The sequence below is a fragment of the Thermomicrobiales bacterium genome (assembly GCA_023954495.1).
GTDB lineage: Bacteria > Chloroflexota > Chloroflexia > Thermomicrobiales > CFX8 > JAMLIA01.
The window spans coordinates 1-14,958 of record JAMLIA010000079.1 but is presented as its reverse complement, the minus strand read 5'-3'; the positions used below and the strand labels follow the sequence as shown (position 1 = coordinate 14,958).

General features: G+C 64.7%; 15 protein-coding genes and 1 pseudogene. 14 read left to right on the top strand and 2 right to left on the bottom strand.

Going from position 1 to position 14,958, the window contains the following annotated elements; translation table 11 throughout:
- Positions 1-319: M24 family metallopeptidase (locus tag M9890_12995; protein MCO5177866.1), on the top strand; the 319-nt coding region annotated here is incomplete at its 5' end.
- A 106-nt stretch (positions 320-425) separates the two neighbouring features.
- Here M9890_12995 and M9890_12990 read toward each other — a convergent pair.
- Positions 426-1,331 carry an ADP-ribosylglycohydrolase family protein gene (locus tag M9890_12990; protein ID MCO5177865.1) on the bottom strand — a complete coding sequence of 302 codons (906 nt, stop codon included), beginning with the start codon at positions 1,329-1,331 and terminating at the stop codon, positions 426-428.
- 105 nt (positions 1,332-1,436) lie between these two features.
- Here M9890_12990 and M9890_12985 point away from each other — a divergent pair, with 105 nt between their 5' ends.
- The 7 genes and pseudogenes from M9890_12985 to M9890_12955 all read left to right on the top strand — a co-directional run bounded on the left by M9890_12985 (position 1,437) and on the right by M9890_12955 (position 8,968).
- Positions 1,437-2,198 carry an aldolase/citrate lyase family protein gene (locus M9890_12985; GenBank protein MCO5177864.1) on the top strand — a complete coding sequence of 254 codons (762 nt, stop codon included), beginning with the start codon at positions 1,437-1,439 and terminating at the stop codon, positions 2,196-2,198.
- A 28-nt stretch (positions 2,199-2,226) separates the two neighbouring features.
- A complete protein-coding gene (gene sixA, locus M9890_12980) occupies positions 2,227-2,733 on the top strand; it encodes a phosphohistidine phosphatase SixA (protein ID MCO5177863.1) in 507 nt (168 codons plus the stop codon).
- Positions 2,730-3,938: an MFS transporter gene (locus M9890_12975; protein ID MCO5177862.1), complete on the top strand. Its 1,209-nt coding sequence runs from the start codon at positions 2,730-2,732 to the stop codon at positions 3,936-3,938. Before sixA ends, M9890_12975 begins: the two co-directional genes overlap by 4 nt.
- 63 nt (positions 3,939-4,001) lie before the next feature.
- Entirely contained in the window at positions 4,002-4,556 is a 555-nt protein-coding gene (locus tag M9890_12970; GenBank protein MCO5177861.1) for a DinB family protein, read from the top strand.
- A gap of 198 nt (positions 4,557-4,754) precedes the next feature.
- Positions 4,755-6,239: pseudogene (locus tag M9890_12965) on the top strand (hypothetical protein).
- Positions 6,240-6,269: 30 nt separating this feature from the next.
- On the top strand, positions 6,270-7,073 hold the full coding sequence (locus M9890_12960; protein ID MCO5177860.1) for an enoyl-CoA hydratase-related protein: 804 nt from the start codon (positions 6,270-6,272) through the stop codon (positions 7,071-7,073).
- Positions 7,070-8,968, top strand: coding sequence for an ATP-grasp domain-containing protein (locus M9890_12955; GenBank protein ID MCO5177859.1), 1,899 nt, complete (start codon positions 7,070-7,072; stop codon positions 8,966-8,968). The genes M9890_12960 and M9890_12955 overlap by 4 nt, the downstream gene beginning before the upstream one ends.
- Here the strand turns inward: M9890_12955 and M9890_12950 are convergent.
- Positions 8,957-9,520 (bottom strand): GNAT family N-acetyltransferase, encoded by a 564-nt coding sequence (locus M9890_12950; protein MCO5177858.1) that lies wholly within the window; start codon positions 9,518-9,520, stop codon positions 8,957-8,959. The two genes, M9890_12955 and M9890_12950, sit on opposite strands and share 12 nt — an antisense overlap.
- A 71-nt stretch (positions 9,521-9,591) precedes the next feature.
- Between M9890_12950 and M9890_12945 the strand changes: the two genes are divergently transcribed.
- From M9890_12945 to cofE, 6 genes are read left to right on the top strand one after another with little or no spacing between them, the layout of a single operon-like run.
- Entirely contained in the window at positions 9,592-10,500 is a 909-nt protein-coding gene (locus M9890_12945; GenBank protein MCO5177857.1) for an arginase family protein, read from the top strand.
- On the top strand, positions 10,497-11,462 hold the full coding sequence (locus tag M9890_12940; GenBank protein MCO5177856.1) for an ABC transporter ATP-binding protein: 966 nt from the start codon (positions 10,497-10,499) through the stop codon (positions 11,460-11,462). Before M9890_12945 ends, M9890_12940 begins: the two co-directional genes overlap by 4 nt.
- Positions 11,455-12,327: an ABC transporter permease gene (locus M9890_12935; protein ID MCO5177855.1), complete on the top strand. Its 873-nt coding sequence runs from the start codon at positions 11,455-11,457 to the stop codon at positions 12,325-12,327. The genes M9890_12940 and M9890_12935 overlap by 8 nt, the downstream gene beginning before the upstream one ends.
- Before the next feature lie 2 nt (positions 12,328-12,329).
- Positions 12,330-13,325, top strand: a complete 996-nt coding sequence (locus M9890_12930; protein ID MCO5177854.1) for an ABC transporter ATP-binding protein — start codon at positions 12,330-12,332, stop codon at positions 13,323-13,325.
- A complete protein-coding gene (locus M9890_12925) occupies positions 13,325-14,083 on the top strand; it encodes an ABC transporter permease subunit (GenBank protein ID MCO5177853.1) in 759 nt (252 codons plus the stop codon). The genes M9890_12930 and M9890_12925 overlap by 1 nt, the downstream gene beginning before the upstream one ends.
- A 49-nt stretch (positions 14,084-14,132) precedes the next feature.
- Positions 14,133-14,891: a coenzyme F420-0:L-glutamate ligase gene (cofE, locus tag M9890_12920; protein ID MCO5177852.1), complete on the top strand. Its 759-nt coding sequence runs from the start codon at positions 14,133-14,135 to the stop codon at positions 14,889-14,891.
- The last annotated feature ends 67 nt before the right edge of the window (positions 14,892-14,958 follow it).

Genomic DNA, 14,958 nt, shown 5'->3' with positions numbered 1-14,958 from the left:
GCGGGGCGGCCGCGCCGCGCACCTACCGCCCGCGAGCGCCGTGACCGCGCACGCCGAGGGTTTTGACGGCTACCAGTCGATGCACTTCGGCGGACCGAGCACCTACTGCGGACACGGCCTCGGCGTTTCGAACGACGAGCCGCCGGTGCTGTTCACCGGCGATCGCACGATCCTGCGACCGGGCATGTTCCTGACGCCGGAGCCGGGCCTGTATCGGCACCCGGAAGGCGGCCTGCGGCTGGAGGACAACATCCTCATCACCGAGACTGGCTGCGACAACCTGAACACCAGCCGCCGCTGGTGGTGGTCCGAGGACTGACGAGCCTGATTGCACGACTGACGTCACGAACGAACCCGTTGCGGCCTGTCAGCGGGTTCGTTCGCATGGCATCAGATGCAGAGAGCACCGAATCACGAAACACGAACTAACTGAGGTCGATCAACGCATCTGCAAGAGCGACGAGCTCTTCGCCACCGAGCAGCGCGTCAACCCAGCGAGATGGCAGCGCCTCAGCGCCCCAACGCGCTCCAGCCAGTGCACCGGCGACCGCGCCGGTCGTGTCGGCGTCGTTGCCCAGATTGACGGCCGCCACGATCGCGTCTTCCGGCGTGTCATGGTTGGTGACAGCCCAGAGCGCCGCGCCGAGGGTGTCCAGCACGTAACCACCGGCACGGAGCGCGCCGGGCGTGGCGGTAGCAGCTGCAAGGATGACCTCACGCACTTCGTCCAGCGACGCCGCATTGTCTGCTGCCGCGATCGGATCGGTCTCGCCAAGGAGCAATGACGCTACGGCAGCATTGAGCGCGACGCAGGCGTCGACGCAAAGCGGGTTGGCGTGGGTAATTCGCGATGAATCAGCCGAAAAGGATGCGTTCTGCTCAGCATCGCGCCAGGTCATCAGCGCGACCGGCGCACAGCGCATAATCGAGCCGTTCGACGCATCGCGCGGGCGCATCGCCTCATGTGTGCGCGCGCCAGCTTCCTGCCATGACACGCCACTGTCCAGCAGTTGCAGCGCGTGGCGGGTCGTGTTGCCGATGTCCTTGGGGTCAGATCGGTACCACTCGACGAACCGGGCCGCGATGTCGTCGGGATCGAAGCGCTGCTGCTCGACGATCGAGCGGGCGATACAGAGCGCCATCTGCGTATCGTCGGTGACCTCACCTGCCGGCAGGTGCAGCCACCCACCGCCAACGATCTCACGATGCACACCAATGGTGGCGGCGATTGCCTCGGGCGACTTGAATTCGACGGTGGCGCCGAGCGCATCTCCAACCGCTTTGCCAAGCATGACGCCACGAAAGCGATTGCGCTGCTGATCCTGGTCCATCCTGCACCTGTCTCTCTGCTGCCCCGCGACACGCCCCGTTACGTCTCAAATCGCAGTATAGTGTCGCGACGCAATCCGAATGCTGAACATACGAAAGGTGATGCCATGCGGACCAACGATGCGAAGCGCAAAATGCTTGCGGGACAACCGGCCTTCGGCTACACGCTGGGGCTCGGGTCACCAATCGCGGCGGAGCAACTATCCCGCCTCGGACCAGACTTCCTGTTCATCGACACGCAGCACGGCTCGTTCGGCCCGGAGCAGGTCAGCCTGACGCTGATGGCGATCGAAGCCGGTGGCTCGGTGCCGATGGCGCGGGTCGCGCGCAACGACTACACGCTGATCGGTCGCCTGCTCGACGAAGGCGCGCTCGGCATCATCGTGCCAATGGTGAACACCGCCGAAGACGCCAAGGCTGCAGCCGACGCTTGCCGCATCCCACCGGCCGGCACGCGCTCGTGGGGCGCTGGCGCAGCATCCCGGTATGGCTCGGACTATTTCGATTGCATCAACGATGAGCTGTTCGTCGCTGTCCAGATAGAGAGCATTCAGGCGGTCGAGAACGCTGAAGCGATTATGTCCACTCCGGGCGTCGATGGCTGCTGGGTGGGACCCGGCGACCTGGCGCTGTCGCTCGGCATCCATCCGCGTGACGCTGCCAACGACGACCGCCACGCCCGCGCAATCGAGCGGGTTGTCGAGGCCTGCAAGAACACCGGCAAGATCCCCGGCTTCGCGGCATTCACGCCAGACGACGCGCTGCGCCGCGCCGAGCAGGGCTTCATCTATCTGACCGCCGGGACGGACGCAGGCTTTATGCTCAGCGGTGCGCGCGAAGGCATCGTCAAGCTCGGGCTTGCCGGCTAGGTATCGCACACTACGGGAGACCGGATTCATGGATATCTACATCGTCCGCCACGGCAAGGCGCTCGACCATGCCGATCAGCGCGTCACCAGTGACGAGATGCGCTGGCTGATTGACGAAGGCCGCGCCGAGGTCGAGACGATGGCGGCCCTGCTGGCGCGGCTCGGCATGACGCCCGATCTGGTGCTGAGCAGTCCGCTGGTCCGCGCCCGACAGACAGCTGAGATCATCGCCGAGCGGCTGGGCGCACCAGCACCGACGATCTGCGACGAGCTTGCGCCCGGCGGATCACCAGCCGGCGTCCTGGCAGAGATCGCCAGCCACGGCAAGCCGAAGACGGTCGTGGCCGCCGGCCACATGCCGGGCGTCGCCTGGCTGCTTGGCCACCTGCTGCATCAGGATCAGAACTGCGGCATCGGCTTCAAGACCGGCGCGATTGCGCGCATCGGCCTGCCTGACGCCGACCTCGCGCCGGGTACAGGACGGCTACGCTGGATGATCCCGCCGACTGTGGCACAGCGGCTTCTGAGCGAGTGATCGACGCTCAGCGCGAGTCGACCCATCGACAAACGCTCTGGCTGCTGATCGCCGCCATCTTCGTCGTTTCGGTCGACTCGCGCGTCATCACGCCGATCCTGCCGGCCATCGCCGACGACCTTGACGTGACGATCGGGCGGGCCGGGCTGATCGTCACCGCCTATCTCCTGCCCTACGGACTCTTTCAACTGTTCTACGGACCACTGGCTGACCGAACTGGCCACGTCCGCGTCATCTGCGCAGCGCTGGTTGGCTTCGCGATCGGCGAGGTGCTCTGCTCAATCGCGCCCGACCTGCGCACGCTGGTGCTGTTTCGGCTGCTCACCGGCATGGTCGCTGCAGCCGTCTTCCCGCTGACGCTCGCGTGGATCGGCGAAACGGTTGCGTATGGCGAGCGTCAGAGCATCATCGGCTACACCGTCATGGCGGCGGCGATCGGGCAAGTGATCTCGGCGGCAGCCGGCGGGTTTCTGGCAGCCGTCATCTCGTGGCGCACCATCTTTCTGCTCGACGGCTCACTAGCACTGGTGATCGTGATCCTGATGCTGCGCAGCGGTCTACCGGCGCGGCGTCCACCGACTGTCCTCACCTCGCGGCTCACACCGTATCGCGCAGTCCTTGCTGACCGCAGGCACGCACTCTTTCTGCTGCTCATCTTCGTTGAGGGCGGATTCACCATCGGCGCGTTTGCGTACTTCGGCGCGCTGCTACGCGACCGCGACGGCTACTCCTACGTGGCGATCGGCTTCATCATCGCACTGTTCGGCATCGCTTCGGTTGCCACTGGCCGGGTGATCGGTCGAGCTGCGCGGATGCTCCGCGAGCGCCGCATGATCGCCATCGGCGGGAGCGGCGTCGCCATCGCCTACCTGCTCACGACGCTGCAGCCGTCATTGGTGGTCTTCCCAATCGCCATGCTACTGGCAGGGTCTACCTACATCCTGATGCACTCGACCTTACAGACCCGCGCGACGGAGCTTGCCCCGACGGCGCGCGCGACCGGCATTGCGCTGTTCGCGTTCGCACTGTTCCTGGGCAGCAGCCTCGGCGCATTCGTAGTTGCGCAATCGATCGATCGTTACGGATACAATGCAACTATGGTTGGACTAGCGGTGACGACGATGATGTTTACGATCGTCGCTACAGCACGCGCAATCGACTGGTCCCAGCCGGGCACGGTCGAGCGCGACACAAGGGTCAAATAGCGTCCGCCAATCGGGGTGGATGCTGTGGGTGGCGCACGCGCGCCAAGGGCGAATGAGGGTTGTGTGGACGCACGAGACATTTACCGCGAGCAGATCGACGACATGGTCACGATGCTCACCAACCAGGTGAGCGAAGTGGACGATGAGACGCTCGCGAAGCGACCGGGCGGATTCCTGAATCCGGTCGGGTTCATCTACTGGCACATCCTGCGCATCTGGGATCTGGACCTGAACTGGACGATCAAGGGCGGCGCGCCGAGTGAGGACGCCTGGCATCGCGGTGGCTACGCCGAGGCGCTGGGCTACAACCCGGATGGTAAGGGCGGTCGTGGCCTCGGGATCGGCTTCGGCTACACCGATGCCGAGGTTGATGAGCTGGTTCACAATGGCGAGGTCTTCGCGCGCTATCGCCAGCAGCTGGTCGACGAGACCCACGCCTATCTGGCCGAAGCGACCGACGAAGAGCTGGCTCGGGAAGTGACCGCGATGGGGAATCAGGTCAGCGTTGGATCACGCCTGCAGCACACTGTTGCGCACTCGTGGAACCACATCGGCGAGATTCGCATGACCAAGAGCATGCTCGGCTTCCAGGACCCGACCACACCGCCGCATAACTAATCCCGGCCCAACTCCTGCGACGGGATGAACGTTCTGGCGCCCGGCAACGCGGCCGGGCGCTCGGGCACCAGGACGGTGCCGCTGGGAGGCGAACACAACGTGACACGTCCAACGGCTACGGTCGTTCGCGAGGATTGGCGCGAAGCAAACCTGCGCCTGATTGAAGAGCTCCGCGGACGACTGACCAGCGCAGCTGCCGGAGGCGGCCCACGCGCTCAGGAACGCTCGCGGCAGCGCGGCAAGCTGCCGGCTCGCGAGCGCATCGACCGCGTGCTGGACCCGGCATCACCTTTCCTGGAACTCTCCACGCTGGCCGCGAACGGCATGTATGACGACGATGCACCTGGGGCCGGGATCGTCACCGGCGTCGGTCTGGTCGATGGTCGCGAAGTCGTTATCGTCGCCAACGATCCGACGGTCAAGGGCGGGACCTACTTCCCGATGACCGTTCGCAAGCATCTGCGCGCGCAGGAAATTGCGCGGCAAAATCGCCTGCCCTGCCTCTACCTGGTCGATTCCGGCGGCGCGTTTCTACCACTGCATGCCGAAGTCTTCCCGGATCGCGACCACTTTGGCCGCATCTTCAGCAATCAGGCGCAACTGTCCGCCGAGGGCATTCGGCAAGTGGCTGCGGTGCTTGGCTCCTGCACAGCCGGCGGTGCTTACGTCCCGGCGATGTCGGACGAAGCGATCATCGTGCGCGGTAACGGCACGATCTTCCTCGGTGGGCCGCCGCTGGTCAAAGCCGCGACCGGCGAAGAGATCAGTGCCGAAGAGCTGGGCGGTGCCGACGTGCATGGCCGGATCAGTGGCGTCGTCGACTACATCGCCGACAGCGAGGAAGAGGCGCTCCAGATCGCGCGCCGCCTGATGCAGACGCCGCCGCGAACGCTCCCACTCACGCCGTGGGAGATCCTGCCGACGCGCGAGCCGCTCGAGGACCCGGAGGACATCCTCGGCCTCGTCGCGCCCGACCCGCGCACGCCGTACGATCCGCGACCTCTCCTGCACCGCATCCTTGACGGCAGTGCGCTCGATGAGTTCAAGCGTGACTATGCCGAGACGCTGGTCTGCGGATACGGTCGACTGTTCGGCATCCCGGTCGGGATCGTCGCCAACAATGGCGTGCTGTTCGCCGATTCGGCTCGCAAAGGTGCGCACTTCATCATGCTCTGCGCGCAGCAGCGCATCCCGCTGCTCTTCGTCCAGAACATCACCGGCTTCCTGGTCGGACGCGAGGCTGAGCACGGCGGCATCGCCCGTGATGGCGCGAAGATGGTGTCGGCAGTCGCGACGGCGCGCGTGCCGAAGTTGACGCTGATCACCGGAGCATCGTACGGAGCAGGTAACTACGCCATGTGCGGTCGCGCCTACGATCCGCGCTACCTGTTCAGTTGGCCGACCTCGCGCATTGGCGTGATGGGCGGCGAGCAGGCTGCCGGAGTGCTGACCTCGATTGGCCGTTCGCGCGACGCCGAGCTGTCGCCGGACGAAGCCGCCGCACGACGCGCCGAGGTGCAGGAGCGCTACGAAGCGGAGACGACGCCGTGGTACGCGACGGCGCGACTCTGGGACGACGGCGTCATCGATCCGCGCAACACGCGGACGGTACTTGGGATGGCGTTGCGTTCGACGCTCAACGCGCCGATTGAGGATTCACCCATCGGCGTGCTGCGGATGTAACTGCGCCGAGCGCAAACGAAGGAGACAACGATGTCTGAGGAATTTGGTGGCGGGATCCTGCACTATGAGATCCGCGACGGCGCGGCCTGGCTGACGCTCAACCGACCCGAGGTGCGCAACGCGCTGGCTCGCGAGCTGGTCGAGGCAATCGCCGAAGCGCTGGAACAGGCGTTCAGCGATGACGCGGCTCGCGCGATAGTGCTGGCGGGCGCAGGGCCCGTCTTCTGTGCTGGCGCAGACGTCAACCAGTATCGTGTGGCGTCAGATCGGCCCGAAGTCGTCAGCGACGCCGTGCGCCTCTATAACCTGCTGGATCGGATCGCGACCGGCCCGAAGCCGGTCATTGCGCGCGTCCACAAGGCAGCCTTCGGCGGTGCAATTGGCCTGGTGGCAGTGGCAGATCTCGTTGTCGCAGCCGAAGGCACACGTTTCTCACTCTCCGAGGCGCGGCTGGGGCTGGTACCGGCGGCGATCGGACCGTCGTTCGTGCGTGCGGTCGGTCCGCATCACGCGAAGGCGGCGATGCTGCTCGCCGAGCCATTTGGTCCCGACGAGGCGCTGCGGATCGGACTGATTCAGCAAGTAGCTGCCGAAGACGGGCTGGACGGCGTCATTGCCGAGTGGATGAGCCAGTTCGCCAAGAACGCGCCCGGCTCGATGCGCGACACGAAGACGATGGTCGACGTGATCGCGTTCGGCAACCTGTCGCCAGCGCAGCTTCGCGAGCACTGCACCGAACTCGCTGCCGACCGACGCGCCGACCCCGAGGGCCAGGAGGGCATGAACGCATTCCTCGAAAAGCGCCAGCCGCGCTGGTCGGAGATTCGTTCATGAGCCTCGGTCCTGTCCTCGCAATCGCCAATCGGGGTGAGATCGCCGCCCGAATCGCCCGCACGGCGCGGGCGCTCGGCTGGCAACCGGTCGCGCTGCTCGGCGATCCCGACCTCGATAGCTACGCGGCGCGAGCCATTGGGCGCGTCGAGCGTGTCGGCCCGGCCGGCAGCGAGCTCGATCCAGCGCTGGTTGTTGCGGCAGCAAAGCGAGCCGGTGCCACAGCACTGCATCCGGGTTACGGCTTCCTCAGCGAGCGCGCCGACCTGTCGCAGGCCTGTCTGGACGCCGAGATCTCCTTCGTTGGCCCGTCGCCGGAAACACTGGCAATTTGCGGTGACAAGGTCGCTACACGCGAGGCAGCCCGGCGTGCCGACGTTCCTGTCCTGGCAGCCAGCGAACCGCTGACGCTGGGCGAACGCGCTGCATGGCACACCGCCGCTGAGGCAATCGGGTTCCCCCTGATGGCGAAGGTCGTGAGCGGTGGAGGCGGACGCGGCCTGCGAGTGATCCAGCACGCCGACGAGGTTGAGTCGGCGATTGAGTCAGCCTTGCGTGAGGCGGGGGCATCAGCAGCGGGCACGCGCGTCTATCTGGAGCAGTTCGTTTCCGGAGCGCGGCACGTGGAAGTCCAGATCGCCGGTAACGGACAGGACGCCGTCGCGCTGGGAGATCGTGACTGCTCGATCCAGCGCCGCCATCAGAAGGCCATAGAGGAAGCCCCGGCGTTTGGACTGGCGGCAGCAGCCCGAGCGGCGCTGCACGAGTACGCCGCCAGAATGGGTCGCGCCGTCGGTCTGCGCGGCGTTGGCACGGTCGAGTTCCTGCTCGGCAACGACGGTTCGCCGGTATTCATCGAGGTCAACCCACGCTTGCAAGTCGAGCACACGGTGACCGAAGAGGTCGCCGGCATCGATCTCGTCGCCGCACAGTTGAGCCTCGTCACCTCGGACGACCTGCCAGAGCCTGTCGAACCACGCGGGCATGCGATTCAGGCGCGGCTATACGCCGAGGACCCAACGCATAGCTTCGCTCCGAGCCCGGGCGAGATCACGCTACTCGATTGGCCATCGCTACCCGGCCTCCGCATCGATGCGGGCTACCAGACGGGCGACAGCGTGCCGAGCTTCTACGACTCGCTCGTTGCGAAAGTGATCGTCCACGCGCCGGACCGCGCCAGCGCCATCGACCGCATGCAGGAAGCGCTCGCACGCACCCGCGTGGCAGGCATCGATACGAACCGACCGTGGCTCCGCGCGGTGCTGAGCGATGAGCGCTTCCGCTCGATGACGCACGATGTCCAGACCGCAAACGACATTGCGATTCACGACGAACCGCCCGGCGCGGTCGAGCTGGCAGCGGTCGGAGCCTTTGTCCAGTCCGACACCAGCCCATTCCGCATCGTCGGCGACGCTATCCATGTCCTGCATGGCAATGAGGCCGACGGCTGGCAGCGTCGTATTGCCTATCGACGGCAGGCCGAGGACTGGCAGGTGCTGGTTGAACAGGAAGACAATTTTGTCGATCCGGATGACAACGTCGCAGTCCGGGCTGGAATTGCTATCGTGCCCACTGCCGATGCCTACGACGTCAGCTCGGTGCACGGACGCTGGCAGGTCGGCAGCGGACCGCTCATTCAGCGAGCGGAATCGGGCGCGGCCAGCGACGGCGTGCTCCGCGCGCCGATGCCCGGCACGGTCGTCGCTGTCCACGCAACGGCCGGCGCGGTAGTGAAGCAGGGCGACGCCCTCGCGGTCATGGTCGCGATGAAGATCGAGATCGTGCTGGCTGCGCCGTTCAATGGCGTGATAGAGCGCGTTCACTGCGCAGTCAACGACCTCGTCAGCTCACGGCAGCCGCTGGTGACCGTCCGGCCGGTTAATCCATCAGACGGCTAGCCGCTTGCTGAAGATAAGTTCGTGATGCCCGGGGGCGCGCGCGTCCGGGATGCATCCGGTTATGGTATAGCCTAGTCGGAGATAGAAGCTGATCCGGCTTCCTCGATCTTGCATCCGTGCCAGCTGTGCGAGGACATCAGGGTAAATGTCCTGCCCGTAAATCGTCGTCGAGCCGATAACATCGTCAGTAGTCAGCCAGATGTTTCGCCCGCCAACGGCATAGACGCGTTGCTCCAATGCCGTCACGAGTGCCCGTCCGACGCCCCGCCCCTGCCATTCTGGATGAACCGCAAGCGGATGCAGCTCCCAGGTGTAGCCGCGGTACCTTCGAATTCCGCCAACCCAGCCAATGACCAAATCACCATCAACAGCAATGACCGACAGATGACCATCGGCCAGCGACTCGCGTACTTCCGCTTCTGCCGATTGCAGCGTCTGCCACGCGTACGGCTCATACCCGGTCGCGAATGCTGCAGAGAGGGTCTGTGCAGTATCGATCACGAGCGAACCGACATCGCGAAGGTCGCGGATCTCCAAGATGAGTCCCTTCAATCCTGTATCGTCAAGATCTGTGAATGGTACGATGACCGCCGACGGTTGCGAGACATACAGAGAGGCGTAGCATGACAGCAACGCAGGCACTCCGGCTTCACGTCGTTCCGATCCACTACTCCGGCACACGTCTCGCGACACCTGACGATGACCCAATCCCGACCTACGCGGCCGAGGCGGGCTACGATACGTTCGCGTCTACAACAACAACCGAGCCGATCCTGACCGACGAGGCGCGCACCGGCGACCCAACGACGGATCTGGGCGTCATCGGCGGCGAAATCGCTGATGCAGTCGCCGAGGGTCTGCGCGAGGGACGAGCCACACTGGTCGTTGGCGGCAACTGCGCCCACGTCCCGGGGGTCGTCGGCGGTATCCAGCAGGCGTACGGACCGGAGACCCGCATCGGGTTGCTCTGGCTCGACGCCCACGGTGATTTCAATACGCCGCGCACGACGTTCTCCGGAATGCTCGGTGGCATGCCGGTCGCCGTCTCGGCAGGACTGGCCTGGCCGAACTGGCGTGAGCGCTCGAAGCAGACCGCGCCGCTGCCGACTGACCGCATCGTCATGGTCGATGTCCGCAATCTCGACGAGCCGGAAGAGCGGTTGATCCGCGCAACCGATGTCGTCATCGCCGCACCAGCGCCCGGATTCCCCGGCGAGGACTTGCAGACTGCCATCGACGATCTGGCCGCCAAGTGCGACTTGCTGTACCTGCACATCGACTCTGACATTCTGGACGAGTCCTACGTGCCCAACCACGGAACAAAAGAGCCGAATGGCCCAAACATGGAGCAGGTACTTGCCGCTGTGGACGCCATGATGGCGACCGGCAAGGTTGCCGTCTATGCAGTCGTGTCTGTGTGGGCTGGCGGCGAGGGCGGCGATATCACGCTGCGCTCCGGAACAGAGCTCGTTCGCGGCGGTCTGGAGTCATGGCAGAAGCATGGCTCGACCGTACTCCGGCAGACGGGGTGAGCGCGCCAACGGCGAACCAGCCACTTATTGAGACGACCGCGCTGACCAAGCGCTACGGCCCGGTTGTCGCGCTCGATGGCCTGGACATCAGCATCCCTCCCGCGGCGGTCGGCCTGCTCGGCGCGAACGGGGCGGGGAAGTCGACGCTGATCAAGCTCCTGCTCGGCCTGATTCGGCCAACATCGGGTAGCGCCATCATGCTCGGGCTGGATGTCACCAGCGCCGCGACGACTGTCCGCGAGCGCGTGGGCTACATGCCGGAGTCCGACTGCCTGCCTGGCGATGTCACGGCCTCCGATTTCGTCGCGCACATGGCCGAGATGAGTGGCCTGCCGCATCGCGCAGCCCGCCAGCGCGCAAACGATGTCCTCTATCAGGTGGGTGTCGACGAGGAGCGTTACCGGCTGATCCGTGGCTTTTCGACCGGCATGAAACAACGCATCAAGTTGGCACAAGCCATCGTCCACGACCCGCAGATCGTCTTCCTCGACGAGCCGACCAACGGCATGGATCCGCAAGGGCGCGACGAGATGCTGCGCCTGATCAACCGCATTCACAACGATCTGGGCATCACCGTCGTCGTCTCGTCACATCTGCTCGAAGACATCGAGCGCGTCTGCGACCACGTCGTCATGGTCGATCGCGGACGACTGGTGGCTAGCGGCCGGATCGACGAGCTCATGCGCGGCGGCGGCGACATCGTCGTTCGCGTCGATGGCGACATGGCGGCGTTCTCGGCGGCACTGACAGCGCGCGGACTCACGCCGCGCCTGCGCGAGCGCGACATCACGATCCCGATGAATGGCGATGCTGACCTGCTCTTCGACGCAATTCGCGACACCGTCGTCGAGATGGGACTCCCGCTTCGCGAGCTCCGCGCAGGAGAGCGTTCCCTGGAGGATGTCTACATCCAGACCGTTGGCAGCGCCCCCGACACGGACGGAAGCGAAACTCATGGCTGACACTCCACAACAGCCATACGGCGAGGTCTATGACCTGGGCTATGCGCACTACGATGGTGAGCGGCTCGGTCGCAGCCACGCAGTGCGCGCGCTGGTCATCTATTCGATCAAGCGCGGCCTGGGCATTCGCAAGCGCTGGACGTCAAAGATCATTCCGGCGCTTCTGTACATCGCCGCCTATTCACCGGTGCTGATCGTCGCCGGCCTGCTCGCCTTCCTGCCGGAAGGCGTCGAGTTCAGTTACGCCGACCTGGCCGGATTCATTTCGACTGCACTGCTCATCTTCGCCGCTGGCCTTGCGCCAGAGATGCTCTCCGACGATCGTCGGGAGAATGTGCTGTCGCTCTACTTCTCGCGCGCGATCACGCGTGGCGATTACTTGATGGCCAAGGTCGCGGCGATGACACTGCTCATGGCGACCATCGCATTCGGACCGCCACTACTGCTGTTCATTGCCAAGGTGCTGCTGGCGAACAGCCCGATCAGCTACTTCGGCGACCACATCGGCGATCTTGGACGGATCGCCGCCTGGAGCGCGCTAGTCTGCATTTACTACACCGCGCTCGGGTTGCTCATCGCTGCGCTGGTCGACCGCAAAGGCATCGCCAGCGCCGTGTTCATTGGCGGCCTGCTGCTGATCACGGCGATCAGCAACGCGCTGTTCGAGGCCATGAGTGGTTCGCTGCGTGACTTCATTGTTCTGCTCAGCCCGCTTGAGCTCATCAATGCGCTCACGAGCTGGATCCTGCGCGGAAATCCTGGCGCGATGGCCAACTTGCATGGCCCCGTCTATCTCGTCGGGGTCGCCGGTGTCGTCGCCATCGCCGCACTGGTGATGTATCGCCGCTATATGACTGAGGACTAGCGATGCAAACAGCAGCCGCGCCACCACAACGCGCATCACCGACGGCGATGCCGGATGCTCCCGCGAACGCAACGATCGTCGTCCGCAATCTCTCGAAGTGGTACGGCGACGTCGTGGCGGTCTCCGATGTCACATTCCACGTCGAACCGGGCGTGACCGCGCTGCTGGGGCCAAACGGTGCCGGTAAGTCGACGACGCTGGAGATGCTGACTGGCCTGCTCGCTCCATCGCAGGGGGACATCCGCATTCTCGGAAAACCTGCACGCGGCGATGCTGAGCTGTATCGCCACCTCGGCATGGTTCCAGAGCAGGAGACGCTCTATCCATTTCTGACTGGTCGCGAGTTTGTCGAGCTCAACGCCGTCCTGCAGAAGCTCGATGATCTGGGGGCTGCAGCGGATCGCGCGCTCGACCTCGTCGAAATGCAGGAGGAATCACATCGCCCTCTGCGCGGTTACTCGAAGGGCATGCGCCAACGGATCAAGATCGCAGCTGCGATGGTTCACGATCCCGACGTGTTGCTGATGGACGAGCCGCTCAATGGCACTGATCCGCTGCAGCGCGCGCGCCTGATCGATCTGATCCGCGCGCTTGGCAATCGCGGCAAGACGGTCATCGTCTCCTCGCACGTCCTCTATGAGGTCGAACGCTTCGCCGATCGCATCCTCGTCATCAATCGCGGCAAGCTGGCAGCCGCCGGTGACTTCCGCGCGATCCGTGACAAGATCGACGAGCACGCGCGCTCGGTACGCCTGCGATGCAGCGATGCGCGGCGGCTCGCGTCTGCGCTCGTTCAAACGCCGGTCGTTGTTAGCGTTCGGATCGAGAGTCCCAGCGGCGACCACGCCCCGGGGTTGGTCGTCGAAACAGCAAATGTGCGCGACTTCTACCGCATCGCACCGGCGATCGCCAAGCATCACGACGTCCACCTCTACGAAGTCGCCGCCCTCGATGAATCGCTGGCGAGTGTCTTCGCATATGTTGTGGAGCGTGGGTGATGGCAACGACGACGCGCTCATCGCAATCGCGCTTGCCAATCACTGCACTAACGCTCCGGCAACTCGCCAACGGCAAAGCTGTCCGCATCGTCGCGCTCTTCGCGGCAGTGCCGGTGATCTTCGCGCTCATCGGCCTGATCGGAAGCGATTCGGTCAATCGAGTTGCATTTGTCCACGACCTGTTCATGAATTTCATCGCCCCAACTGTGCTGCCACTCGCAATTCTCATCCTGGCGACCAATGCGCTGGGCAACGAGATTGAGGACCGCACGCTCGTCTATCTCGTCATGAAGCCGCAGCCCCGGCTGCGCATCATTCTCGAGAAGATGCTGGCAGTCGGCACGGTCGCGACGCTTCTGCTCTGGCTTGGAACGATCGTCGGCTTCGTCATCGGGCTGGGCAGCGACTTCGGCAACCATCTCCAGATCCTCGTCGCGATGCTGATCGCGATCTGGTTCGCGGTGCTCGCCTACGGCGCACTCTTCCTGCTGCTGAGCTTGCTGATCTCCCGCGCATTGCTGGCCGGAATCCTCTACACCCTGCTCTGGGAGACGACGATCGCCCGATTCATTCCCGGCGTCCGCCTGCTGAGCGTGCGACACTTCGTCGAGTCGATGTATGTCCGGATCGCAGACACGCCAGGCATCAGGATGGACGATCCGAATCGACTGGTGTCAGCGATTGTGACGCTCATTATCGTGGCGGCAGTGGCCATTGCCGCGTCCACCTGGCGATTACGGACGATGAATCTGGAATAGCGCGCGGCCTTGTCGGCGCTGCGCGAACGAGTGAGGGAGCCGAACGAGTATGCCGAACGAAATCCGACTGTATGGGTTGGATGGTATCCCGGAGGTAGAGCCCGGTGATAACGTGGTCGAGCTCATTGCCAACGCGCTCATCGAGAGCGACCTGACGCCAACCGACGACGACGTACTCGTCGTCACCCACAAGATCGTGTCCAAGTCCGAGGGCCGTCTCGTCGATCTGGCGACGATCGAGCCATCGCAGTTCGCGATCGACTGGGCCACCCAATGGGACAAGGACGCTCGCCAGGTGGAAGTCGTCCTGCGCGAAGCCCGCCGCATCGTCCGCATGGACCGCGGCGTCATGATCTGCGAAACACGACACGGCTTCATCTGCGCCAACGCCGGCGTTGATGCGTCCAACGTCCACGGCGGCGACATCGTCTGCCTGCTCCCGCTCGACCCGGACGCCTCGGCGCGCGCCATTCGCGCGGGCATTCGCGAGCGCTTCGGTGCTGCCCCGGCCGTCATCGTCACCGACTCATTCGGTCGTCCGTGGCGGCGCGGAATCGTCAACATCGCGATCGGCATCGCCGGCATGAGCCCCTGGGCCGACTACCGCGGCGTTACCGATCCGTACGGCTACGACCTGCGCGTCAGCGTCATGTGCGTGGCCGACGAAATTGCCGCCGCCGCCGAGCTGCTGGCCGGAAAGGTCGAAGGCCGCCCGGTCGCGCTGCTCCGCGGCTACGACTGGGTCCGCGACGACGAAGCAACCGCCCACGATCTCGTTATGGAACCCGAGCGGGATATGTTCCGGTAGGACGGCCCTCACCCCCAACCCCTCTCCCAATTTGGGAGAGGGGAGTCGCGTTAGCGACGGGGTGAGG